This window comes from Kitasatospora sp. NPDC127116 (genome assembly GCF_042677365.1).
In the GTDB taxonomy this organism is placed as follows: domain Bacteria; phylum Actinomycetota; class Actinomycetes; order Streptomycetales; family Streptomycetaceae; genus Kitasatospora; species Kitasatospora lactacystinica.
The window spans coordinates 1-17,563 of sequence record NZ_JBHXTL010000167.1; the positions used below are offsets into that span (position 1 = coordinate 1).

At 74.3% G+C, this 17,563-nt stretch carries 14 protein-coding genes and 1 pseudogene; 11 read left to right on the forward strand and 4 right to left on the reverse strand.

What is annotated here, in order from left to right; translation table 11 throughout:
• From ACFVHV_RS39065 to ACFVHV_RS39090, 6 genes and pseudogenes are all read left to right on the forward strand, one after another.
• A pseudogene (locus ACFVHV_RS39065) lies at window positions 1-1,845 on the forward strand (hypothetical protein); the annotation flags it as partial.
• A 315-nt stretch (window positions 1,846-2,160) separates the two neighbouring features.
• The gene (locus tag ACFVHV_RS39070; protein WP_380357976.1) at window positions 2,161-2,352 is read left to right on the forward strand and encodes a hypothetical protein; all 192 of its coding nucleotides are present in this window, start codon (window positions 2,161-2,163) and stop codon (window positions 2,350-2,352) included.
• Between the two features lie 112 nt (window positions 2,353-2,464).
• Window positions 2,465-2,812 carry a hypothetical protein gene (locus ACFVHV_RS39075; protein ID WP_380357979.1) on the forward strand — a complete coding sequence of 116 codons (348 nt, stop codon included), beginning with the start codon at window positions 2,465-2,467 and terminating at the stop codon, window positions 2,810-2,812.
• Window positions 2,813-2,914: 102 nt separating this feature from the next.
• A complete protein-coding gene (locus tag ACFVHV_RS39080; protein WP_380357982.1) occupies window positions 2,915-3,118 on the forward strand; it encodes a hypothetical protein in 204 nt (67 codons plus the stop codon).
• Between the two features lie 178 nt (window positions 3,119-3,296).
• The gene (locus ACFVHV_RS39085) at window positions 3,297-3,608 is read left to right on the forward strand and encodes a hypothetical protein (protein WP_380357985.1); all 312 of its coding nucleotides are present in this window, start codon (window positions 3,297-3,299) and stop codon (window positions 3,606-3,608) included.
• A 26-nt stretch (window positions 3,609-3,634) separates the two neighbouring features.
• Window positions 3,635-5,941 carry an SAM-dependent methyltransferase gene (locus ACFVHV_RS39090; protein ID WP_380357988.1) on the forward strand — a complete coding sequence of 769 codons (2,307 nt, stop codon included), beginning with the start codon at window positions 3,635-3,637 and terminating at the stop codon, window positions 5,939-5,941.
• A gap of 68 nt (window positions 5,942-6,009) precedes the next feature.
• On the opposite strand, the gene ACFVHV_RS39095 is transcribed toward ACFVHV_RS39090, so the two are convergent.
• Together ACFVHV_RS39095 and ACFVHV_RS39100 are read right to left on the reverse strand one after the other, a co-directional pair.
• A complete protein-coding gene (locus tag ACFVHV_RS39095) occupies window positions 6,010-6,879 on the reverse strand; it encodes a PIG-L family deacetylase (RefSeq protein ID WP_380357992.1) in 870 nt (289 codons plus the stop codon).
• 114 nt (window positions 6,880-6,993) lie between these two features.
• Window positions 6,994-7,665 (reverse strand): hypothetical protein, encoded by a 672-nt coding sequence (locus tag ACFVHV_RS39100; RefSeq protein ID WP_380357994.1) that lies wholly within the window; start codon window positions 7,663-7,665, stop codon window positions 6,994-6,996.
• A 172-nt stretch (window positions 7,666-7,837) separates the two neighbouring features.
• Between ACFVHV_RS39100 and ACFVHV_RS39105 the strand changes: the two genes are divergently transcribed.
• The gene (locus ACFVHV_RS39105; RefSeq protein ID WP_359914691.1) at window positions 7,838-8,266 is read left to right on the forward strand and encodes a hypothetical protein; all 429 of its coding nucleotides are present in this window, start codon (window positions 7,838-7,840) and stop codon (window positions 8,264-8,266) included.
• Window positions 8,263-11,043: an FxSxx-COOH system tetratricopeptide repeat protein gene (gene fxsT, locus ACFVHV_RS39110; RefSeq protein ID WP_380357996.1), complete on the forward strand. Its 2,781-nt coding sequence runs from the start codon at window positions 8,263-8,265 to the stop codon at window positions 11,041-11,043. The genes ACFVHV_RS39105 and fxsT overlap by 4 nt, the downstream gene beginning before the upstream one ends.
• 41 nt (window positions 11,044-11,084) lie before the next feature.
• Here the strand turns inward: fxsT and ACFVHV_RS39115 are convergent, their stop codons facing one another.
• Both ACFVHV_RS39115 and ACFVHV_RS39120 read right to left on the reverse strand, forming a co-directional pair.
• Entirely contained in the window at window positions 11,085-12,164 is a 1,080-nt protein-coding gene (locus ACFVHV_RS39115) for an inosamine-phosphate amidinotransferase 1 (protein WP_359914686.1), read from the reverse strand.
• A 514-nt stretch (window positions 12,165-12,678) separates the two neighbouring features.
• Window positions 12,679-14,502, reverse strand: coding sequence for a hypothetical protein (locus ACFVHV_RS39120; protein ID WP_380357999.1), 1,824 nt, complete (start codon window positions 14,500-14,502; stop codon window positions 12,679-12,681).
• Between the two features lie 264 nt (window positions 14,503-14,766).
• Here ACFVHV_RS39120 and ACFVHV_RS39125 point away from each other — a divergent pair, with 264 nt between their 5' ends.
• Genes ACFVHV_RS39125 through ACFVHV_RS39135 form a run of 3 tightly spaced genes read left to right on the forward strand, consistent with a single transcriptional unit; the run spans window position 14,767 to window position 17,531 of the window.
• Window positions 14,767-15,744, forward strand: coding sequence for an HpcH/HpaI aldolase/citrate lyase family protein (locus ACFVHV_RS39125; protein ID WP_380358002.1), 978 nt, complete (start codon window positions 14,767-14,769; stop codon window positions 15,742-15,744).
• A gap of 2 nt (window positions 15,745-15,746) precedes the next feature.
• On the forward strand, window positions 15,747-16,982 hold the full coding sequence (locus tag ACFVHV_RS39130; protein ID WP_359914677.1) for an aminotransferase class I/II-fold pyridoxal phosphate-dependent enzyme: 1,236 nt from the start codon (window positions 15,747-15,749) through the stop codon (window positions 16,980-16,982).
• 18 nt (window positions 16,983-17,000) lie between these two features.
• Window positions 17,001-17,531 carry a MaoC family dehydratase gene (locus ACFVHV_RS39135; RefSeq protein ID WP_359914674.1) on the forward strand — a complete coding sequence of 177 codons (531 nt, stop codon included), beginning with the start codon at window positions 17,001-17,003 and terminating at the stop codon, window positions 17,529-17,531.
• The last annotated feature ends 32 nt before the right edge of the window (window positions 17,532-17,563 follow it).

A 17,563-nucleotide genomic window follows, 5' to 3' on the forward strand; every position in this document is an offset into this window, starting at 1 on the left:
GCAACCAGCTACCCCAAACCCCTGGTGGCCGGGGTCGCCGCCCTGCTGGTCGCCGCGCAGGTGCGCGCGGGGCGCCCGCCCGACCCGCGGGCGGCCCGCCGGGCCCTGCTGCAGGGCGCGCGGTCCGTGCCCTGCGCACCCGCCGACGCACCGGAGTGCCGGCGCCGGCTGGTCGGTCACCTGGACGCGGCCCGGGCCTACGGGCTCACCGCCCGAGGAGACCTGACGGACCGGCCGGCCACTGCCGGGACCACGGCGGACAGCGCCCGCCGCACCACCCTCCCCCCCGAGGTCGGGGCCGCCGCGGCCGGCGCACCCTCGCTGCTCGGGGCCTCCCCTTACGACTCGCACGAGGGAGCCAGCACCATGGACACCCAGAGCGTTCCCGTCGCCACCGCCGAGGCCGTTCAAGCCCCCCAGGTCGCACCGGCCGCGCAGGCCGTACCGGGCCCGGAGGCCGTCCAGGCCTTCCAGGCCGCACCCGCCGCGCAGAGCGCACCGTACGAAGCCCTCCCCCCGGCCGGAGCCGTCGCCGGGGTGGCGGGCGCCACCGCCGCCGGCGCCCAGCCCGCGGGCGCCACCGCCGTCCCGCCGCCCATGCCACTGACCGCGCCCGCCGTGGCCGCGCCCCCGCCGTCCACCGGCGCGACGGTGTCCGGCCAGGCCCCGGCGGCCCCCTGCGCGTGCCAGGGCGGCGGGCCCTCGGGGGCCGGGCTGCCAGGGGCCGTACCGTCGGGATCCGTACCGTCGGGATCCGTGCCCTCGGGCGGCGGCGTCCGGCCCTCCTGCGCCTCCACCAACAACCGCCCGCTGGTGTTCGCGATCGGCCAGGTCGGGGTGGACTTCCTGACCGAGGCCCGCCGGGACAGCTTCCGCCAGCTGATGGACCCCGTCGAGGTGCCGGTCCCGGGCAAGCCGGGCGTGATGACGGAGGTACCCGCCAATCCATACGACGCCGGGCAACTGCACGCCTACCTGACCGCCAACCCGTGGGCTTCCGACAAGGTCACCTGGACGCTGAACCTGGACAGCACTCCCGTCTACGCGATGGAGGCCGAACCCGCGGCCGGCATGGACTGGACCAGCAACCCCTTGGTGTCGCTCGGGTCGAAGCAGGAGGTGGCGGCGATCGTCGCCGATCCCACCAAGCTCGCGGACGCCCTGCTGGCACTCGCCGCGCCCGCCCCTCCGGTGTCCACGGTCTACCGGTCCTTCCGGGACGCGTACTTCGGCCAGACCATGGTCAAGCAGGACGACAACGGCTACATCTCCCGGATCTCGATACCCGGACGGCTGACCGACCGGACCGTCCGGCTCTTCTCCGGGCAGGTCGTTCCGGTCGTCGAGGTCAAGAGCCGCGGCATCTACATCTGGCACCAGGCGCAGCTGGTGGAGGCCGTGGTGAAGGCCGTCGTAGCCGAGGCCCACAAGGATTCGCTGACGATCGACGAGACCTACATCCGCAAGACCATGGACGTGTTCCTCGACAAGGTCTACTACCAGTTCCGCAACCTCGGCCAGACCTCCGCCGACCGCGCACTGAACTCCGCCGGAACGAATGCGTTCTCGGTCGCCGGCCCGCTCAGCAAGGCCATGCTGCTGGGCCAGGGCATCCCCAGCACCGTGACGCAGCCCAGCAGCCCGGTCTCCCTCTACTGCATCGACACCATCTCCGTCACGAAGAGCCCGTACTGCCGCATGGGATCGGACTGCCAGGACGTGAAGGTAACGTTCTTCGACCCCGAGGACGACCGGCACGCCCGCGTCACCATGGTCTTCACGGTCGACGTCAGCGACGAGTTCCCCGTCAGCCTGGCGCCGCCCCACCAGTTCCTGGACTCCTGAGCACCCGGCACCGCCGGTGCCCCTGCCGACAGGACGACCCGCACCAAACGCCAGGAGGAGGCGGATCATGAAAACCCCCGCAACGCTCCCCAGACCCACACCCAGGCTGCCGGTCCTCGCCGCACCAGTCCGCAGGGACGACCGGGACGAAGCTGCCCGGCTGCCTGGAGGCCCTGGCGTCGCACCGGCCCGCTCGGTCTGTGCCGGCCTCACCGGCCCAGCCCGGGGCATGTGCTACGCCGCCCTCTGACGCCCCGCCCCAGGCCCGACCGAGGACGGAGCGCAACCAGCACGACAAGAAAGGGATGAGCAGAGATGACCAAGGAAGAATTCCGCGAGGAGTACCGGGCGTGGTCCCCCACCCCGCAGCTCCCGAGACTGGCCCCGCCGGTCGACCGCACCCGCCGCGCCGGCGGCGCCCTGGGCACCGCCCCCGGCGTCGAGGCCGACATCGACTGGAGCAGGGTCCTGACCGGTGCCGCAGACGTGTTCTCGAAGTTCCTCTGAGCGGCACCCCGTGCTGGCGACGGGCCCCGAGCGGTCCGTCGCCGGCCACCCCGCCCGGTGACGCCGCCATGTACGGCCGGCCACCGGAGCACCGAACAGGAGAGGCAGGACCATGTACGAGCAGCCGCCACCCCAGGTGCCATCGATCGACCGCACACAGGGGTACGCCGCCTGCCTGAAGGTGATCAAGGAAGTCGTCGATGCCGACCACGGCCAGAAGCCGACCGCACCGGCCTTCTCCACGGCCCTCGGATTCACCACCGGCTCGCCGACCGCCAGAGTGGACGACACCGCCGAGGCGGGGGCGCTCCAGGCCGAGACAGCGATCGTCCTGATCATGGACGGCCCCGGGGGGTTCTACGGTCCCAGCTTCGCGGACCCGGCCCCCTGGGCCTGCGACGGTGCCCCCACCCCCGGCTGCCTGCCGCCACCGCCCCCGGCCATCGGAGGCTTCTACTGACCCCCGCCGACCGTCCCGGACGACTCCGTCCCGGTCCTGTGAACAGGTCCGCCCCGCGCCGTCCGGCCGACGAAACCGACACCCACGAAGGGAAGAACGACCATGACCATGGAAGACGTCCGCGAGGAGTGCCGGACGTGGTCCCCCACCCCGCAGCTCCCGAGACTGGCCCCGCCGGTCGACCGCACCCACCGCGCCGGTGGCGCCCTGGGCGCCACCCACGGCGTCGAGGCCGACAGCTTCTGGGACAGCGCCTGGAGCGCTTTCAAGACGGTGGCCCCGATCGCCGCCAGCGTGCTGCTCTGACGGGATCCCCCCACGGACACCTCGTCCGTACCGTGCCGACCGCGCGGCCCATCCGCCGCCCGGCCGGCACTCCGCTGCTCCGCAGTTGCCCGGTCGCCCGACCCCCTGTCCGGCCGAACGTCCGTTCAGTAGCATGAACCCGCCTCCGCCCGCGGCCCCGAGGGGACGAGTGACCGCCATGACCACCCCGACCGCCAGCGCCCCGCCCGTCGGCGTCCCGGACATCGGCGTCCCGGACATCGGCGTCCCGGACATCGACGTGGACATCGACCTGCTCCTGGACGGCGACGCCGACGACGCCGCGGGGGCCCCGGATCCGGCGGCCCTCGCGTCCGGAGCGCCGGTGCTGATGACCCCGCCGCAGAGCACCCAGGCCGTGTTCGAGTTCGACCCGCCGGTCCAGCTCGACCCGCCGCTCCTGGTGGACGCGCTGCCCCCGCAGGTCACCCAGGCGGTCGTGGTCGACCTCCCCGGCCTCGCCGACCACTGACGACCACTGAAGGCCCGCGCCGCCGCATGGACCCCGACCTCCGCTCCGCGCACCGCTACACGCGCCCCTTCGACCGCTTCCCCTCCCGCCGCGAGCACCAGGCCCGGTGGGCCGAACTGTCCCGCGCGATCGCCGCGGCCGGCCCGCCGGGCGGTGAACCGTCCGAGCACAAGGGCGAGTTGACCGTCCTCGGATCCGGCATCGAGGCCGCCGGCTTCACCCGCGCCGACGAGCGGCTGCTCCGCGAGGCCGACCACGTCTTCCACTGCGTGGCCGACCCCGCGACGATCGTGCGCATCAACGCCTGGCGCCCGGACGCCTACGACCTCGGCGTCCTCTACGACGACGCGAAGGACCGCTACCTGACGTACGTCCAGATGTCGGAGGCGGTCCTGCACTTCGTGCGGGCCGGGCGCCGGGTGGCGGCGGTCTTCTACGGCCACCCGGGCATCTTCGTGCTGTCCAGCCACCGCGCCGTGCGGATCGCCCGCCGCGAGGGCCACACCGCCGTGATGCGCCCGGGCATCAGCGCCCTGGACGTGCTCTGCGCCGACCTCGGCGTGGACCCGAGCACCCCCGGCATGCAGACCTTCGAAGCCTCCGACCTGCTGATCCGCGACCGGCGCCTCGACCCCGGCCTGCACCTGGTGCTCTGGCAGGTCGGCATCGTCGGCGAACTCGACTACCGGCGCGCCGGGTTCACCAACCGCCACCTGCCCGTCCTGCTGGACCGGCTGGAGGAGGTCTACGGGCCGGACCACACCGTGGTCAACTACATCGGCGCCCGCTACCGGGGCCTCGACCCCGTCACCGCCCGGTACACCGTCGCCGCCCTGCGCGACCCGGCCGTGCAGCGCACCGTCACCAGCGCCTCCACCTGGTACCTGCCGCCCGCCGTCGCCGCCCCGGCCGACCCGCGGGTTCTCGAACGCCTCGGCCTCCTCGAACCCGGCCGGACCGTCCGCCCGCCCGACGGCCCGCTGCGGGTCGTCGACGCGTACGGCCCGCGCGAACTCGCCGCCCTCCGCGGCTTCGCCGACTTCCGCGTCCCGGCCGGCTACCACTGGCAGGAGGACACCCCGGGCGCCCGCTTCGCCCTGGCCCTCGGCGAGGACGGCGCCCTGCGCGAGCGCTACGTCCGGGATCCCGCGGCCGCCGTCGCGGACTGGGCCCCGCCGGACCTCGGAGCCGACGAACGCGCCCTGCTGGCCCGGCGCGAGGACCTGGCCCTGCAGGCCGCCGCCCGGGGCGTCCCCCGGCGGCCCGGGCCGGAGGCGGCACACCGCCTGCGCACCCTGCTCACCCGCAAGTCGGAGGCCCGCCGGCTGGCGCGGGACGGTTCGGCGGGCTGGCCGTCGATCCGGCGGGACCTGGACTCCGTCCTCGCCGGGGCCCTGTACCCGTGGACGGGCCTGTACGGCACCGCGGACGACGGCCTCTCGGTCTACGTCCTGGGCCGCGCGACCGACCCGCCCCGGCACCGGGTCCACGTCGACGGCCTCCGGGTGACCGACCCGAGTTACGCCCACGGCGTGCTGCGCTGGCGCGCGGCGGACGGCGGCGTCGGCGGCGAGCTGCGGACGGAGTTCGGCCGCGACGGCCGGCGCCGGCTGTCCGGAACCGTCGCGGGCGCGGCGGTGCGCCTGACCGAGTACCCGCTGCCGCAGGTGCCGCCGCTCGCCGACCTCGTCGGCGGGTACCGCGGCGAGGGCGTGGGCGTGGACGTCGTACCCGGCGCCCCCGGCTCGGCCCCGCGTCTGCGCGTCACCGTCGACGGCGAGCCCGTGACCGCCGCGGTGGTGATCGGACCGGCGGGTTTCGAGGTGGACGGCGTCACCGTCCCCTTCTCCGCGGCGGTGGCGGAGCCCGCCCCGGGCCTGTTCGGGGACTACCGGCTGCGGCTGCCCGACCGCCCGGGCGGCGCCCTCCTGGAGGTCGCCGCGGACGGCGTCGTGCTCGACGGCCGGCCCGTCCCCGGGGCCGGGCCGAGCGGACGGCGGCTCGGCTGGCGGGACGGACCGGAGCTCCTGCCCTCCGCCGACCTCACCCTGCTGCTCGACCCGATCACCCTGCACCCGATGCTGCACGGCACCGGCCGGACGGCGGACGGCGAACCGTTCCCGCTGCTCGGCATGGTCCCGGTCGACGGCGACGCCGCCCGACGGCTGGCCGCCCGGCCGCGGTTCGGCATCCCGGCCGGCCCCTGGGCCCACCTGACGGCGCTCGCCGCCGGGGCGAGCCACGACGGCGGGCTGTTCTGGTGGCACGGCTGGGAGCAGTCGGCCACCGCCCTGCGGACCGTGGAGCAGGCCCTGCGGGACGGCGGCCGGTAGCGCCCGGCACGGACCCGGCCGGCGACGGCCGGGTCCGTACGGACACGGGAACGGGGACGGGACGGGGATCAGCGCAGGCCGGCGAAGAGGTCGTCCTCGGGAAGGGCCGCGCCGGTGGTGTCCTTGACCCGCACGAAGGTCTCCACGCCCATCAGCTCGGTGAACCGCTCCTTGCCCATCTTCAGGAAGAAGATGTTCTCGCCCTGGCTGGCGTGCGCGGCCAGGGCGTCGAACTTGCGGCCGCCGAACGCGGTGGTGTCCACCCAGGTGGTGATCTCCTCGTCCGGCAGGCCGATCTCCGACATGTCCGGCAGCTCGGACGCCTCCGGCTCCGCCGCCGCCCCGGGCTCCCGCGCCGCCTCCGGCTCCTCCCAGTCCGCGCCGAACTCGCGCATGACCTCGCCGAACCGCTGCATGGCCGAGCGCGGCGCCGTCGTCCAGTAGACCTTCGGCGTCGGATCGGTCAGCTCCAGCGCCGCCATGGTGATGCGGTTGGCCTGGATGTGGTCGGGGTGGCCGTAGAACCCGTTCTCGTCGTAGGTGACGACCACGTCGGGCCGGTAGTGCCGGATCAGTTCGGCGAGGCGGGCGGCGCCCTCCTCCACCGGCGTGCGCCAGAACGACCCGGGCTCGTCGTTGCTCGCCCAGCCCATCATCCCGGAGTCGGCGTACTCCAGCAGCTCCAGGTGGCTGACCTTCAACACCTCGCAGCTGGCCTCCAGTTCCTGCCGGCGCATCGCGGCGACGGCCTCCGGGTCGTGTCCGGGCTCGCCCGGCTTGACCCCTCCCGGTCCGTCACCGCACCGGCCGTCCGTGCACGTCACGAGGACCGTGCGGACGCCCTCCGCCGCGTACCGGGCGAGGACACCCCCGGTCCCGGTGGCCTCGTCGTCGGGGTGGGCGTGCACCGCCATCAGCGTCAAGGGCCGGTCAACCATGAAAATCCATCCTCCGATGTGAAAAGTACTCGCCCCAGTCTGCGCCACGGGGCGGGGTGGTCGCCGGGGTTGTTCCGTTCCGCGTCGCGCACCCGGCAATCCGCGAGACGGCCGCTATCCACGTCCGGCGGCCAGGGTGACCGGCAGGCCCGCCTCGATGCGGCCCAGCAGCCGTCCGCCGTGGACGCCGGGGGTGTCGAAGACGCCCTGGCCGTCGGGGTCGTCGTCGGCGCCGGCGCTCAGGACCTCGGGCACCAGCACCGCCGCCGCGGCGGCGGGCGCCTCGGCGCCGGTGGGCGCCGAGTAGGCGGCGGCGAGGTACGCGGGCGCCAGGACGGGGCCGTGCAGGGTCCCTTCGACCAGGTCGGGCTCGAATCCGGCGGACAGCACCGTGACCCTGGCGTGCAGGTCCCCGTGGACCATGACCAGCTTGTCCGTCATGTTGCCGACGAAGGCCTCCACGTGGACGCTGCCGCGGACCAGCAGCTTGGCGTCGCCCTCCAGGTACACGGCGGCCGCCCGGAGGTCGCCCAGCACTATCAGCGCGGAGCAGCCGTCGTCGATGGTGAGGACGGCGCCGCTGACGTCGAGGTCACCGTCGACGACCAGGCCGGTGCCCTCCAGCTCCGCGGCGTCGAGGTCGAGGTGCCCGTCTATCGCCAGGGCGCCGGCGTGGACGTCGTACGACTCCTCGTAGAGGTTCTCGTACGTGGAGACGGGCAGGCCGCGGCGCTCGAACAGGGCGACGGACCCGTCCCAACTGTGCAGCGTGGTAGTGATGTTCATGGGGCAGACTCTGCCATGCGGCACTGTCAGCCGATCGCAACCGGATCGAGACCGATCGTTTCGCCCGTCCCGGACCCGCCGCTCCCCCGGGTTCCCTACGCTGTGGCCGATCCACTGCGGCCGGCCCGCTCCGGCCGGCCGCGTTCGGTCCGGGACTTTCGAGGGGGAGCCCATGGAGCTCGACGCGTTCATGGAACTGGCCGGTCCACCGATCGGCGCCGCGATCGCCGCGTACGGCGACTCGGTGCTGACGCAGGCGCAGGACGCGGCCGCGACGGCCACCGTGGGCCTGGGCACGCGCATCCTCCAGCGCGTCTGGAACCGGCGCGACGAACGGCAGCGCGAGGACCTGGAGACCAACGTCCTGGAGGCGGCGGAGGAGGGCGCGGGCGCGGACGCCCAGGGCGCGCTGCGGCAGGCCGTGCGGCGCACGCTCCACCAGGACCCGGAGCTGCTGGCGGAGCTGGCCGCGCTGCTGGCGCGGGCGCAGCCGGCGCCGGTCAGCATCGTGGTGAGCGGCCAGGGGGCCGTCGTCAACACCGGCAGCAACAGCGGGACGATGAGCAGCAGGACCGTCGTCCACCGGGACGGCCCCCGGTGACGTCGCCCACCCACCACTTCAGCGGCGCCGGACAGATCGCCAGCTTCAACAGCTCCAACGACGGCCTGATGGTCACCCAGGTCACCACGATCGTGCTGCCCGCCGAGGCTCTGCGCTCCGCGGCCGACACCCCGGCCGTCGACGTCGTCCACCTGCTCCGGCCGAACGGCCGCTTCACCGGCCGGCAGCGGGAACTGGCCGCGCTGCGGGAGGTGTTGAGCGCCGAACGCGCCGGGCCCGGCGCGGCGACGGCGGTGCTCCACGGGCTGGGCGGGGTCGGCAAGAGCACCCTGGCGCGGCAGTACGCCCAGACCTTCCGCACGGCGTACGACCTGGTCTGGTGGATCGAGGCGTCCTCCCCGGGGGCCGTGGAGGAGGCCCTGGCCGAGATCGCCCGGCGGCTGAACCCCGTGTGGGCCGGAACCGCGCAGCGGCCGGAGCTGACCGCCTGGGCGCTGGCCTGGTTCCAGCACCACACGAACTGGCTGCTGGTGTACGACAACGTCGAGGACCCGGCGCTCCTCGCACCGTACCTGGGCAGTCTCACCGGGGGGCACCACCTGGTCACCACCCGGCTCGCCGACGACTGGGACGCGATCGGCGTCGACTCCGGCGACGCGCTGCTCGCACTCGACGTCCTCCCCCAGGAGCAGGCGGCCGAGCTGCTGTGGTCCTGGGTCTGCGAGTGGGACGGGTCCGACGAGGCCCGCTGGGAGGTCGGGCAGCTGGCCCGGGAGCTCGGCGGCCTCCCGCTCGCCCTCGACCAGGCGGGCGCCTACCTGCGCCGGACCCGCACCACGGTCGCCGCCTACCGCGGCCGGCTCGGGCTCCAGCTGTCCAGGACCCCGGCGGGCCGGGACCCGCAGCTCACCGTCGCCAGGGTCTGGCAGGTCACCCTGGCGGCGGTCGCCGAGGACGATCCGGTCGCGGTCGACCTGCTGCACGCCCTGGCCTGGCTGGACGCCGACGGCTGCCCGCGCGACCTGGTGTACCGGCTGGCCCCGGACGAGATCGCGGCCGACGACGCGCTCGGCGTCCTGCACGCCTACAGCATGATCGGCTACGCCTGGCGCGACGTCCGGGTGCACCGGCTGGTCCAGGGCGTACTGCGCGCCGACGCCCTCGCCCGGCGCCCGGCGGGGGCCGCTCCCCGGGGCCGGCACGAGGCCGAGCAGGCCCTGCTGCGGACCGTGCGTCCGGCCGGGCCCGACCAGGACCCCGACGCCGCCGAGCTGGCCCGCCTGGTCGGCCAGATCCGTGCCCTGGCCGCGACCGACCCCCGGGACGGCTGCGACTCGGCGGTGTTCAACCTCTACGCCGGCGCCGCCCTGCACCTGGAGGCCCGGGGGCAGACCGCCTGGGCGCTGCCGCTGTACGAGGGCTACGACGCCCAGATCCGGCACGGGCTCGGGCCCGAGCACCCGCTCGCGCTGGTGGCCCGCTCCGCACTCGCCCGGGTCCACCTCGCGACCGGCCGGCCCGACCGGAGCATCGGGATCCTCGGCCCGCTCCTGGAACAGAGCCTGCGGGTCCACGGCCCCGGGCACCTCACCACCCTCAACATCCGCAGCAGCCTCGCCTCCACCCACCAGGCCCGCGGCAGCGTCCAGCAGGCGGTCGAGGAGTACGAGCGGGCCGCCGACGACAGCCGGGTCGCCCTCGGCCCGGACCACCTCAGGACCCTCACCCTGCTGAGCGACCTGGCGGGCGCCCACGCGGCCCTCGGCCGGTTCGACCGGGCCATCGGGATCTACGAGGACCTGCTCGGCAGGGCCCCCGCCGACACCGAACCCGACGGCCTGCCGGGGCCCATGGCCGGGCTCAACGGCCTGCGGCTGCGCAACAACCTCGCCGGGGCGTACGAGACCGTCGGCCGCTACCGGCAGTCGATCGCCCTCTACCAGGAGGTGCTGGCCGACTTCGAGGAACTCGTCGGCTCCGAACACCCCGACACCCTCAGCTGTCTGAGCAACCTCGGGTACGCCCACCACGCGGCCGGCGACCTGGAACGGGCCAGGGAGATCTACCAGGACGTCCTGACCCGGCGTGCCGACGCCCTGGGCGAGGAGCACCCCGACACCCTGCTCAGCCGGAGCAACCTCGCCCACCTCTGCCTGACGAGCGGTGACATCGCGACCGGGTTCGACCTCTGCCGCACGACACTGACCCAGCGCACCGGTGTGCTCGGCCCGGAACACCCCGAAACCCTGTCCAGCCTCTCCATGCTGGCCTCCGCCCATGACGCGGCGGGCGAGCCGGAGCGGGCGCTCCCCCTGTTCGAGGAGGCCCTCCGGCTGCGCCGCGAGGTCCTCGGCCCGCATCACCCGGACACGCTGCGCAGCGCCGGGAACCTTGCCTCCGCCTACCACGGGCGGGGCGAGTCCGCCCGGGCCGTCCCGCTGTTCGAGACCGTGCTGGCCGAACAGGAGCGGGTGCTCGGCCCGGAGAGCCGCGACACCGTGCTCACCCGCAACAACCTCGGGGTGGCCTGCCGGGGCGCGGGCGACCTGGAACGGGCCCGGTCGCTGCTCACCACCGTGCTGGAGCAGCGCGCCCGGCTGCTGGGCCCGGACCACCCGGACACCCTCGGCAGCCGCGCCGCCCTGGCCCGGGTGCACGAGGCGGCGGGCGACCTCACCGGGGCCGTCGAGGGGTACCGGGCCGCCCTCGCCGGGCTGACCCGGGCGGTCGGGACGGACCACCCCGTCTCCGTCGTGGTGGCGAGTCTGCTGGCCGAAGCACTGCGCACGCGCGACGATCCCCGTCCGCGGCAGTAGCCCCGGCCGGCCGCCGCCGGCCGGGCTCCGCCCACGCCCCTTCAGGACAGGTAGTCCTCCAGCCCGCCGTCGCGCCGGGTGTCCAGGGTGACGCAGTGGAAGCCGCCGCCGAGCGCCCGGGAGTGCCGCAGCCGGTGCGGCAGGACGGTGATCCCGGCGTGCTCCAGCTGCTTGATCAGGCTCTCCTGGCCGGACTCGACGATCGCGGTGTCCGGGGAGACCATCAGCAGGTTCATGCTGATCCAGCTCTCGCTGAGCGCGTGCTCGGGCGTGTCCCCGGTGGGCTCGGCCGGCGGGCACCACAGGATGTCCCAGCCCTTCAGCGGCGCCGGGACGGTCTCCGGGCTGATCCGCTCGGGGTTGAGCAGCACCAGCCCCGGCCGCAGCAGCGCGATGGTGCTGTCGATGTGGGTGTACCCGTAGATGTCGCGCAGCGGGTGCAGCCGCAGGCCCCCGTCACCGAGCAGGCCGAGGGTGGACTCCAGCCACCGCAGGCCGAGTTCGTTGCCGCTGCGGGAGACCTGGTAGAACACGTCCCGGCCGAGCCGCAGCACGTTCGCCGCGTCGAAGACCGGCTCGGCCTCGCCCAGCAGCGGCAGCCCGTCCGCGTCGAACTCGAAGAGCTCGTCGCCCAGCCGCGGCCGGGGGGCGGCCACCCAGCGCGCGCCGCGGCGCAGGTAGTCCTGGAAGAGCCCGCGCAGGCCGAACACCTCGAAGTAGCGCTGCCGCATCGGGCTCGCCACCTCGATCAGCGTCTCGCCGGCCACCAGGGTGAGGTCCCGCGGGCAGTAGGAGTGGAAGCCGCCGTCGGCCTCCCAGAGCGGGGAGGCGAACCCGGCCGCGTGGTCGACCGCCTCGGGCCGGTGGACGGTGACGCCGAGGCCGCGCAGGGTGGCCACCAGCGCCTCCAGGTCCTCCTCGGTCTCCTCGACGACCTGCTGGGGGTAGGGGCCCGCCTCGATCGAGGCGAGGTCGGCGGCACTGGTCTTCGGGAAGCAGGACAGCCAGGAGGACGGCTCGGTCTGCTCGGGCAGCCGGGCGCCGGCGGCGGTCCCGACCACGATCTCCCGCAGTGTGGTGAATTCGTCCCAGCTGTGGACCGGACGGGCCGAATCGGACATGACTCTCCCTTGACACGGGTTTGGGGAAACGCGGAAAGGACGGCGGACGCGACGGCTCGGAACCGCGCGGCTTCGAACCGCGCCACAGGACGGCAGCGCCCGGTGGGCTCCGAAGGACCGCGGGCCGTCGGCGGAGCGGGGTCCCCCGGACATGCGGAAAACAGCGACGGAAATCGGGACGGATTGATCGCCGGAGCGGCTCCGGCCGACCACGGCGTTACGGGAAATCACCGGCCGGGCAGCCGAATTCGCATTTCGGAGGGCCGGGATCGCCTGTCAAGCTACCCGGACGACCGACGGCGGCGCAAGGACCGTGATCGACACCGAACGCGCCGCCGCGCCGGGCCTCCGGTCGGCCCGTCCGTTGTTCAACTCCCCCGTGCCGAGGCTGATCAACACCGGGGCGAGGGCCCGAAAGCCGACCCCGGGAGCCGACCCGGGCGAGGGCCGGCGGCCGGCCCGGACGCGGTGCCCGTGGGACCGGCCGTCGCCTCTGGGCCCCGCGCTCCGGGGCTCACCACCGCCAGGCCCGGCGGATCCGGCTCCCGCCCGCCAGGGCCAGCAGCGCCCCGCCCGCCGCGGCGACCCCGGCCACCGCCAGGTTCTGGCGCTGCGCCCGGCGCCGGCCGGCGGCCTCCGCCCGGGCGGACGCCGCCAGGAAAGCCCGCTCGACCCCGGCCGCGGCCAGCTCGCCGGCCGCCACCCGCCGCTTGAGCTGCTCCAACCGGACACCCCGGCAGAGCAGTTCGGGGTCCTGGTCGGCGGCCTCCCAGCCCCGGGCGGCCGCCGAGAGCCTGCGCTGCTCGCCCAGCGCCTCGCGGCCCTCCGCCAGCCACCCGCGCAGCCGGGGCCAGGCCTGCGGCAGCGCGTGGTGGGACAGCTCGACGGTGTCCCGGTCCACCACCACGAGCCGGGCCCGGACCAGCCGTTCCATCACCTCGGGCACGCCGGGATCGTCGAACTCGGCCCGCCGGACCGGCTTGCGGGTTCCCTCGTCGCCCCCCGGCACCAGGTCTCCCCCCGATAAGAGCCCGCCGCCCGGCGTCAGCCCGTCGCCCAGCGCCGTCGCGCCGCCGGCCGCGTCCTCGCCGGCGCCGAGCAACTCCCCGCCGAGCCGCAGGAACACCGCCCGCGCCCGGGCCTGGCCGGCCGGGTCCAGCCCGTTGTACAGCGACTCCGCCGTCCGGGCCAGCGCGCCCTCGAAACCTCCGGTCGCCTGGAAGCCGGCCAGGGTGAGGGCGTTGCCGCTGCGCCGCCGCCAGGTCTCCAGCAGTGCCGTGGACACCAGCGGCAGCGCGCCCGGCTGCTGCGCGGCGGTCGAGATGAGGACGGCCAGCAGGGAACCCTCGACGGTACAGCCGGACCGCAGGGCCGGCTCGGTGATCGCCCGCCGCAGCTCGTCCGGCGCCGGACGCCCCACCGACAGCACCGCGTTCCGGCCGGCCTCGGCCAGCCCCGGGTGCTCGGCGAACAGCGGCCCGCACTGGTCCGAACGGAGCACCAGCACCACCCGGCACCGGGCCGGCGCCGCCACCGGCAGCCCCTCCGGCGCCTGCCTCGCGGCGCCCGCGGCGGTCGCCACCAGCGCGTCCAGGAAGCGCGCCCGCTCGGCGGCGTCCCGGCAGCGGGTGCGCAGCTGCTCGCCCTGGTCCACCACCAGCACCGGGTCGCCGGCCGTCGGCCCCGAGGCGCCCCGCGCGCTGTCCCCGACTCGCTGCCCGAGCCGGGCGAGCGCGAGCGCGTACGCCTCCATCGGTCGTTCGCCGGGAGTCAGCAGCGCCATCGGGACACCGCCGTCGGCCGGGGGCCGGCCCGCTCCGCCCCCGGCCCCGGTTCTCCGCCCGGCGGCCGCGCCGGCGCCCGGAACCCCGCCGAGCCGGGCCAGCAGACCGGCTCTGACCAACGAGGACTTGCCCGCCCCGGACGGCCCGGACAGGATCACCAGCCGCCGTTCGGCCAGCAGGGCAGCCAGCCGGTCCAGCAGCGCCTCGCGGCCGAAGAAGCGCTCGGCGTCGGCCGCCTCGAACGCGGCCGCACCCGGATAGGGGGCGCTTCCGGCGTCCTGGGAGCGCCGCCGGGCCGCGGTGTCGGCGGCCAGTTCGGCGGCGAGCAGCTGCCAGCGGTGCCGCCACTCCCGTACGTCCCCGCCGCAGGCCTGCACATAGGCGACGGTGACGGCCAGGCTGGGCAGCCGCCGGCCGCCCGCGGCCACCGACAGGCTGGCCGCCGAACAATGGGCCCGCAGGGCGAGTTGACGGTACGGCGGACTTCCGGCGCTCTCCCGCAGGGCCCGAAGATCGCCCGCGAAGCGCAGCAGCGGCCCGTCCCCGGGGTCCAACGGACTTTCCCGACGCGGCACTACGGCCCCCTTCTCCGTTGATGCGGTGTCCTGAAACCTTGAGTGCCCACGCGCCACACGCGCCGCGTGCGCCTCGTGTCCATCCCCCGGTTATTCATCATGCACAGCACCCGTTGGCGTCAAACAATGGTGCGCGCGGGTCGGTTGTTCCGAGTTGATGTTCAATGTCCAGCCGTACGGCGCCGAACAAAGCCGGTGGGATAGAACCGGACCCCGCAGCCTTCGGCGACTTCGGAGACATCCATGAAGTTCACGCGGTACTGCCGTTCCCTCCTGTCCACACCCGCGATGGCAGTGGAGCGGTACACCAAGAGCCATCAGTCCGGAGCCGACATCGCCATGGTCGATCTGGAGGATTCGGTCCCACCCGCCCGAAAGGAGGAGGCCCGTCGACTGGCCGAGGAGTTCTTCGCGCTCCCGTCCGCCAAGCTCGCGCGCAGCGCGGTGCGCATCAACACCCTGTCCGGACCGGACGGGCTGCGCGACCTGATCGCCATCGCCCGGTACCGCGTCAAACCGGACCTGGTGCTGATCCCGATGGCGGAGTCCCCCCGGGACATCGAGATCGCCGCCGGCGCGCTCGCCGCGGACTGCCCGGAGACGGAGTTCCTGGCGGTCGTGGAGACCCCGCTGGGCATCGAGCACGCGCCCGCCATCGCGGCCGCCGGACACCGGCTGCGCGGGCTGGTCTTCGGCTCGGCGGACTACGCCTTCGCGGTCGGCGCCCGGCTCTCCTGGGAGGCCCTGGCCCACGCCCGCGGCCGGGTGGTCAACAGCGCCCGCGCCGCGGGGGTGGAGGCGATGGACGCACCGTTCTTCGAGGTCTCCGACCTCGTCGGGCTGCGCCGGGAGGCCGGGCTCGCCCGGGACTTCGGGTTCAGCGGCAAGATCGCCGTCCATCCGCGCCAACTCGCGCTGATCAACGAGCTGTTCAGCCCGGGCGAGGAACTGCTGGAGCGCGCCCGCCGGGTGGTCGCGGCCGGTCTGGAGAACGGCCGTTCGGTGACCGTGGTGGACGGGGTGATGGTCGGCATGCCGTTCTTCGAGGCCTCGCAGCGTCTGATCGAGCAGTTCGACCCGCCCCGGCCCGACGGTTCGCACCACACGCAGCACCCCCACCGCGCAGAACACGCGCAACACGTGCAGCACGCGCAACACGCGCAGTACCAACCGCAGGGCCACGAGCCCACCGACCCCCCGAACCACGCGACGGAGAAGTGACGATGACCGAAGAATCCATCCTCGGCCCGCGCCGGTACCGCAACGCCGAGGCCATGCTGGCGAGCGCCGACCCGGTCTGGCAGGCGGCCGCCGCCAACGGTCTGATCGGCATCACCGCGGACTCCGAGTCCAACAACCGGCTGATCGTCCGCGAGACCGGCCACGAGTTCGCCAACATGGTCTCCTGCTCGTACCTGGGCCTGAACAACCACCCCGCGGTCCTGGCCGGCGCGGTGGACGCGCTGACCGAGTCCCGCAGCACCTCGCTGGTCCTCTCCACCACCCGGATCCGGCACAACCTGCTGGTGCGGCTGGAGGAGGAGCTGGGCGAGCTGTTCGGCGCGAACATCCTCCCGGGGGCGTCCTGTACCACGCTCACCGCGGGCATCCTGCCGCTGATCGCCTCCGGCCACCTGGACGGCACCTGCCAGGGCGGCGGCGGCCCCCGGGTGATGGTCTTCGACCGCTTCTGCCACTTCTGCATGGCGTACATGAAGCCGGTCTGCGCGGACGAGTCGCTGGTGCTGACCTGCCCGCACAACGACCTGAACTACCTGGAGGACATCTGCCGCAAGTACCCGCGGGTCGCCTACGTCGCCGACGGCGCCTACTCGATGGGCGGCACCGCGGCCCTCGACGGACTGCTCGAACTCCAGGACCGCTACGGGCTGTTCCTCTACATCGACGACTCCCACTCGCTGTCCATCGCGGGCGAGCGCGGCGAGGGCTACGTCCGTTCCCGGCTGGAGATGAACCCGCTGACGGTGATCACCGCGAGCCTCGGCAAGGCCTTCGGCACCAGCGGCGGCGTCGCGATGCTCGGCAACCGGGAGCAGTTCGAGTTCCTGCACCGGCACGCCGGCCCGATCGGCTGGTCGCAGAACATCCCGCTGCCGATGGTCGGCGCCTCGCTGGCCAGCGCCGCCATCCACCGCTCCCCCGAACTGGCCGACCTCCAGGGAGCGCTGGCCCGCAACATCGAGCTCTTCGACGAGCTGCTGCCGACCACCTTCGCGGGCAACGGCCTGCCGGTGCGCCGGGTCGACGTCGGGGAGGCCGAGCGGGCGGTCAAGCTGTCCGCCCAGCTCTTCGAGCGCGGCTTCTACAGCTCCGCGGTGTTCTTCCCGATCGTGCCCAAGGGCGAGGCCGGGCTGCGGCTGATGCTGCGCGCCGACATGGACGAGCGGCTGATCCGCGAGTTCGCCGGCCACGTCAAGGAACTCACCGCCGACCTCTAGGACCTGGGAGCAACCGCGATGGACGCAACCGAACCGGCCGGCTACCGGCTGATCGGCGAGCGCCGCTACCGCGAGGTGGTCGGGCGCTACTACGAGGAGTTCGAGGTCGGCGAGGTGGTCGAGCACCGCCCCGGGCGGACCGTCACCGAGCTCGACAACGTGCTGATGAGCATGCTGAGCATGAACGACGCCCCGCTGCACATCGACGCCGCCTACAGCGCGCACACCCCCTGGGGGAAGCCGATCGTCTCCAGCCTGGTGACGCTCAGCATCGTCGGCGGGATGACCGCCCGCTCGACGAGCGGGCGCACCATCGCCAACCTGGGCTGGGAGAACATCCGGATGACCCACCCGGTGTTCGCCGGCGACACCCTCTACGCGGAGACGGAGACCCTCGCCAAGCGGCTCTCCGAGAGCCGCGCCGGGCAGGGGATCGTGCGCTGCCGCACCACCGGGACGAAGTCCACCGGCGAGGTCGTGGTGGTGTTCGAACGCAGCTTCCTCGTCCCGCTGCGCGGCCACGGCCTGGACGAGGTCGCCGGGTACTGACCCGGCGCCGGGCCCGACGGTCTCCACCGTCG

Excerpts from the sequence above, each read along its gene's own strand:
- ACFVHV_RS39130 (WP_359914677.1), top strand. The coding sequence starts at position 15,747 with ATGACCGAAGAATCCATCCTCGGCCCGCGCCGGTACCGCAACGCCGAG.
- ACFVHV_RS39085 (WP_380357985.1), top strand. The coding sequence starts at position 3,297 with ATGACCACCCCGACCGCCAGCGCCCCGCCCGTCGGCGTCCCGGACATC.
- ACFVHV_RS39105 (WP_359914691.1), top strand. The coding sequence starts at position 7,838 with ATGGAGCTCGACGCGTTCATGGAACTGGCCGGTCCACCGATCGGCGCC.
- ACFVHV_RS39080 (WP_380357982.1), top strand. The coding sequence starts at position 2,915 with ATGACCATGGAAGACGTCCGCGAGGAGTGCCGGACGTGGTCCCCCACC.
- ACFVHV_RS39115 (WP_359914686.1), bottom strand. The coding sequence starts at position 12,164 with ATGTCCGATTCGGCCCGTCCGGTCCACAGCTGGGACGAATTCACCACA.
- ACFVHV_RS39125 (WP_380358002.1), top strand. The coding sequence starts at position 14,767 with ATGAAGTTCACGCGGTACTGCCGTTCCCTCCTGTCCACACCCGCGATG.
- ACFVHV_RS39135 (WP_359914674.1), top strand. The coding sequence starts at position 17,001 with ATGGACGCAACCGAACCGGCCGGCTACCGGCTGATCGGCGAGCGCCGC.
- ACFVHV_RS39100 (WP_380357994.1), bottom strand. The coding sequence starts at position 7,665 with ATGAACATCACTACCACGCTGCACAGTTGGGACGGGTCCGTCGCCCTG.
- ACFVHV_RS39090 (WP_380357988.1), top strand. The coding sequence starts at position 3,635 with ATGGACCCCGACCTCCGCTCCGCGCACCGCTACACGCGCCCCTTCGAC.
- ACFVHV_RS39095 (WP_380357992.1), bottom strand. The coding sequence starts at position 6,879 with ATGGTTGACCGGCCCTTGACGCTGATGGCGGTGCACGCCCACCCCGAC.
- ACFVHV_RS39070 (WP_380357976.1), top strand. The coding sequence starts at position 2,161 with ATGACCAAGGAAGAATTCCGCGAGGAGTACCGGGCGTGGTCCCCCACC.
- ACFVHV_RS39075 (WP_380357979.1), top strand. The coding sequence starts at position 2,465 with ATGTACGAGCAGCCGCCACCCCAGGTGCCATCGATCGACCGCACACAG.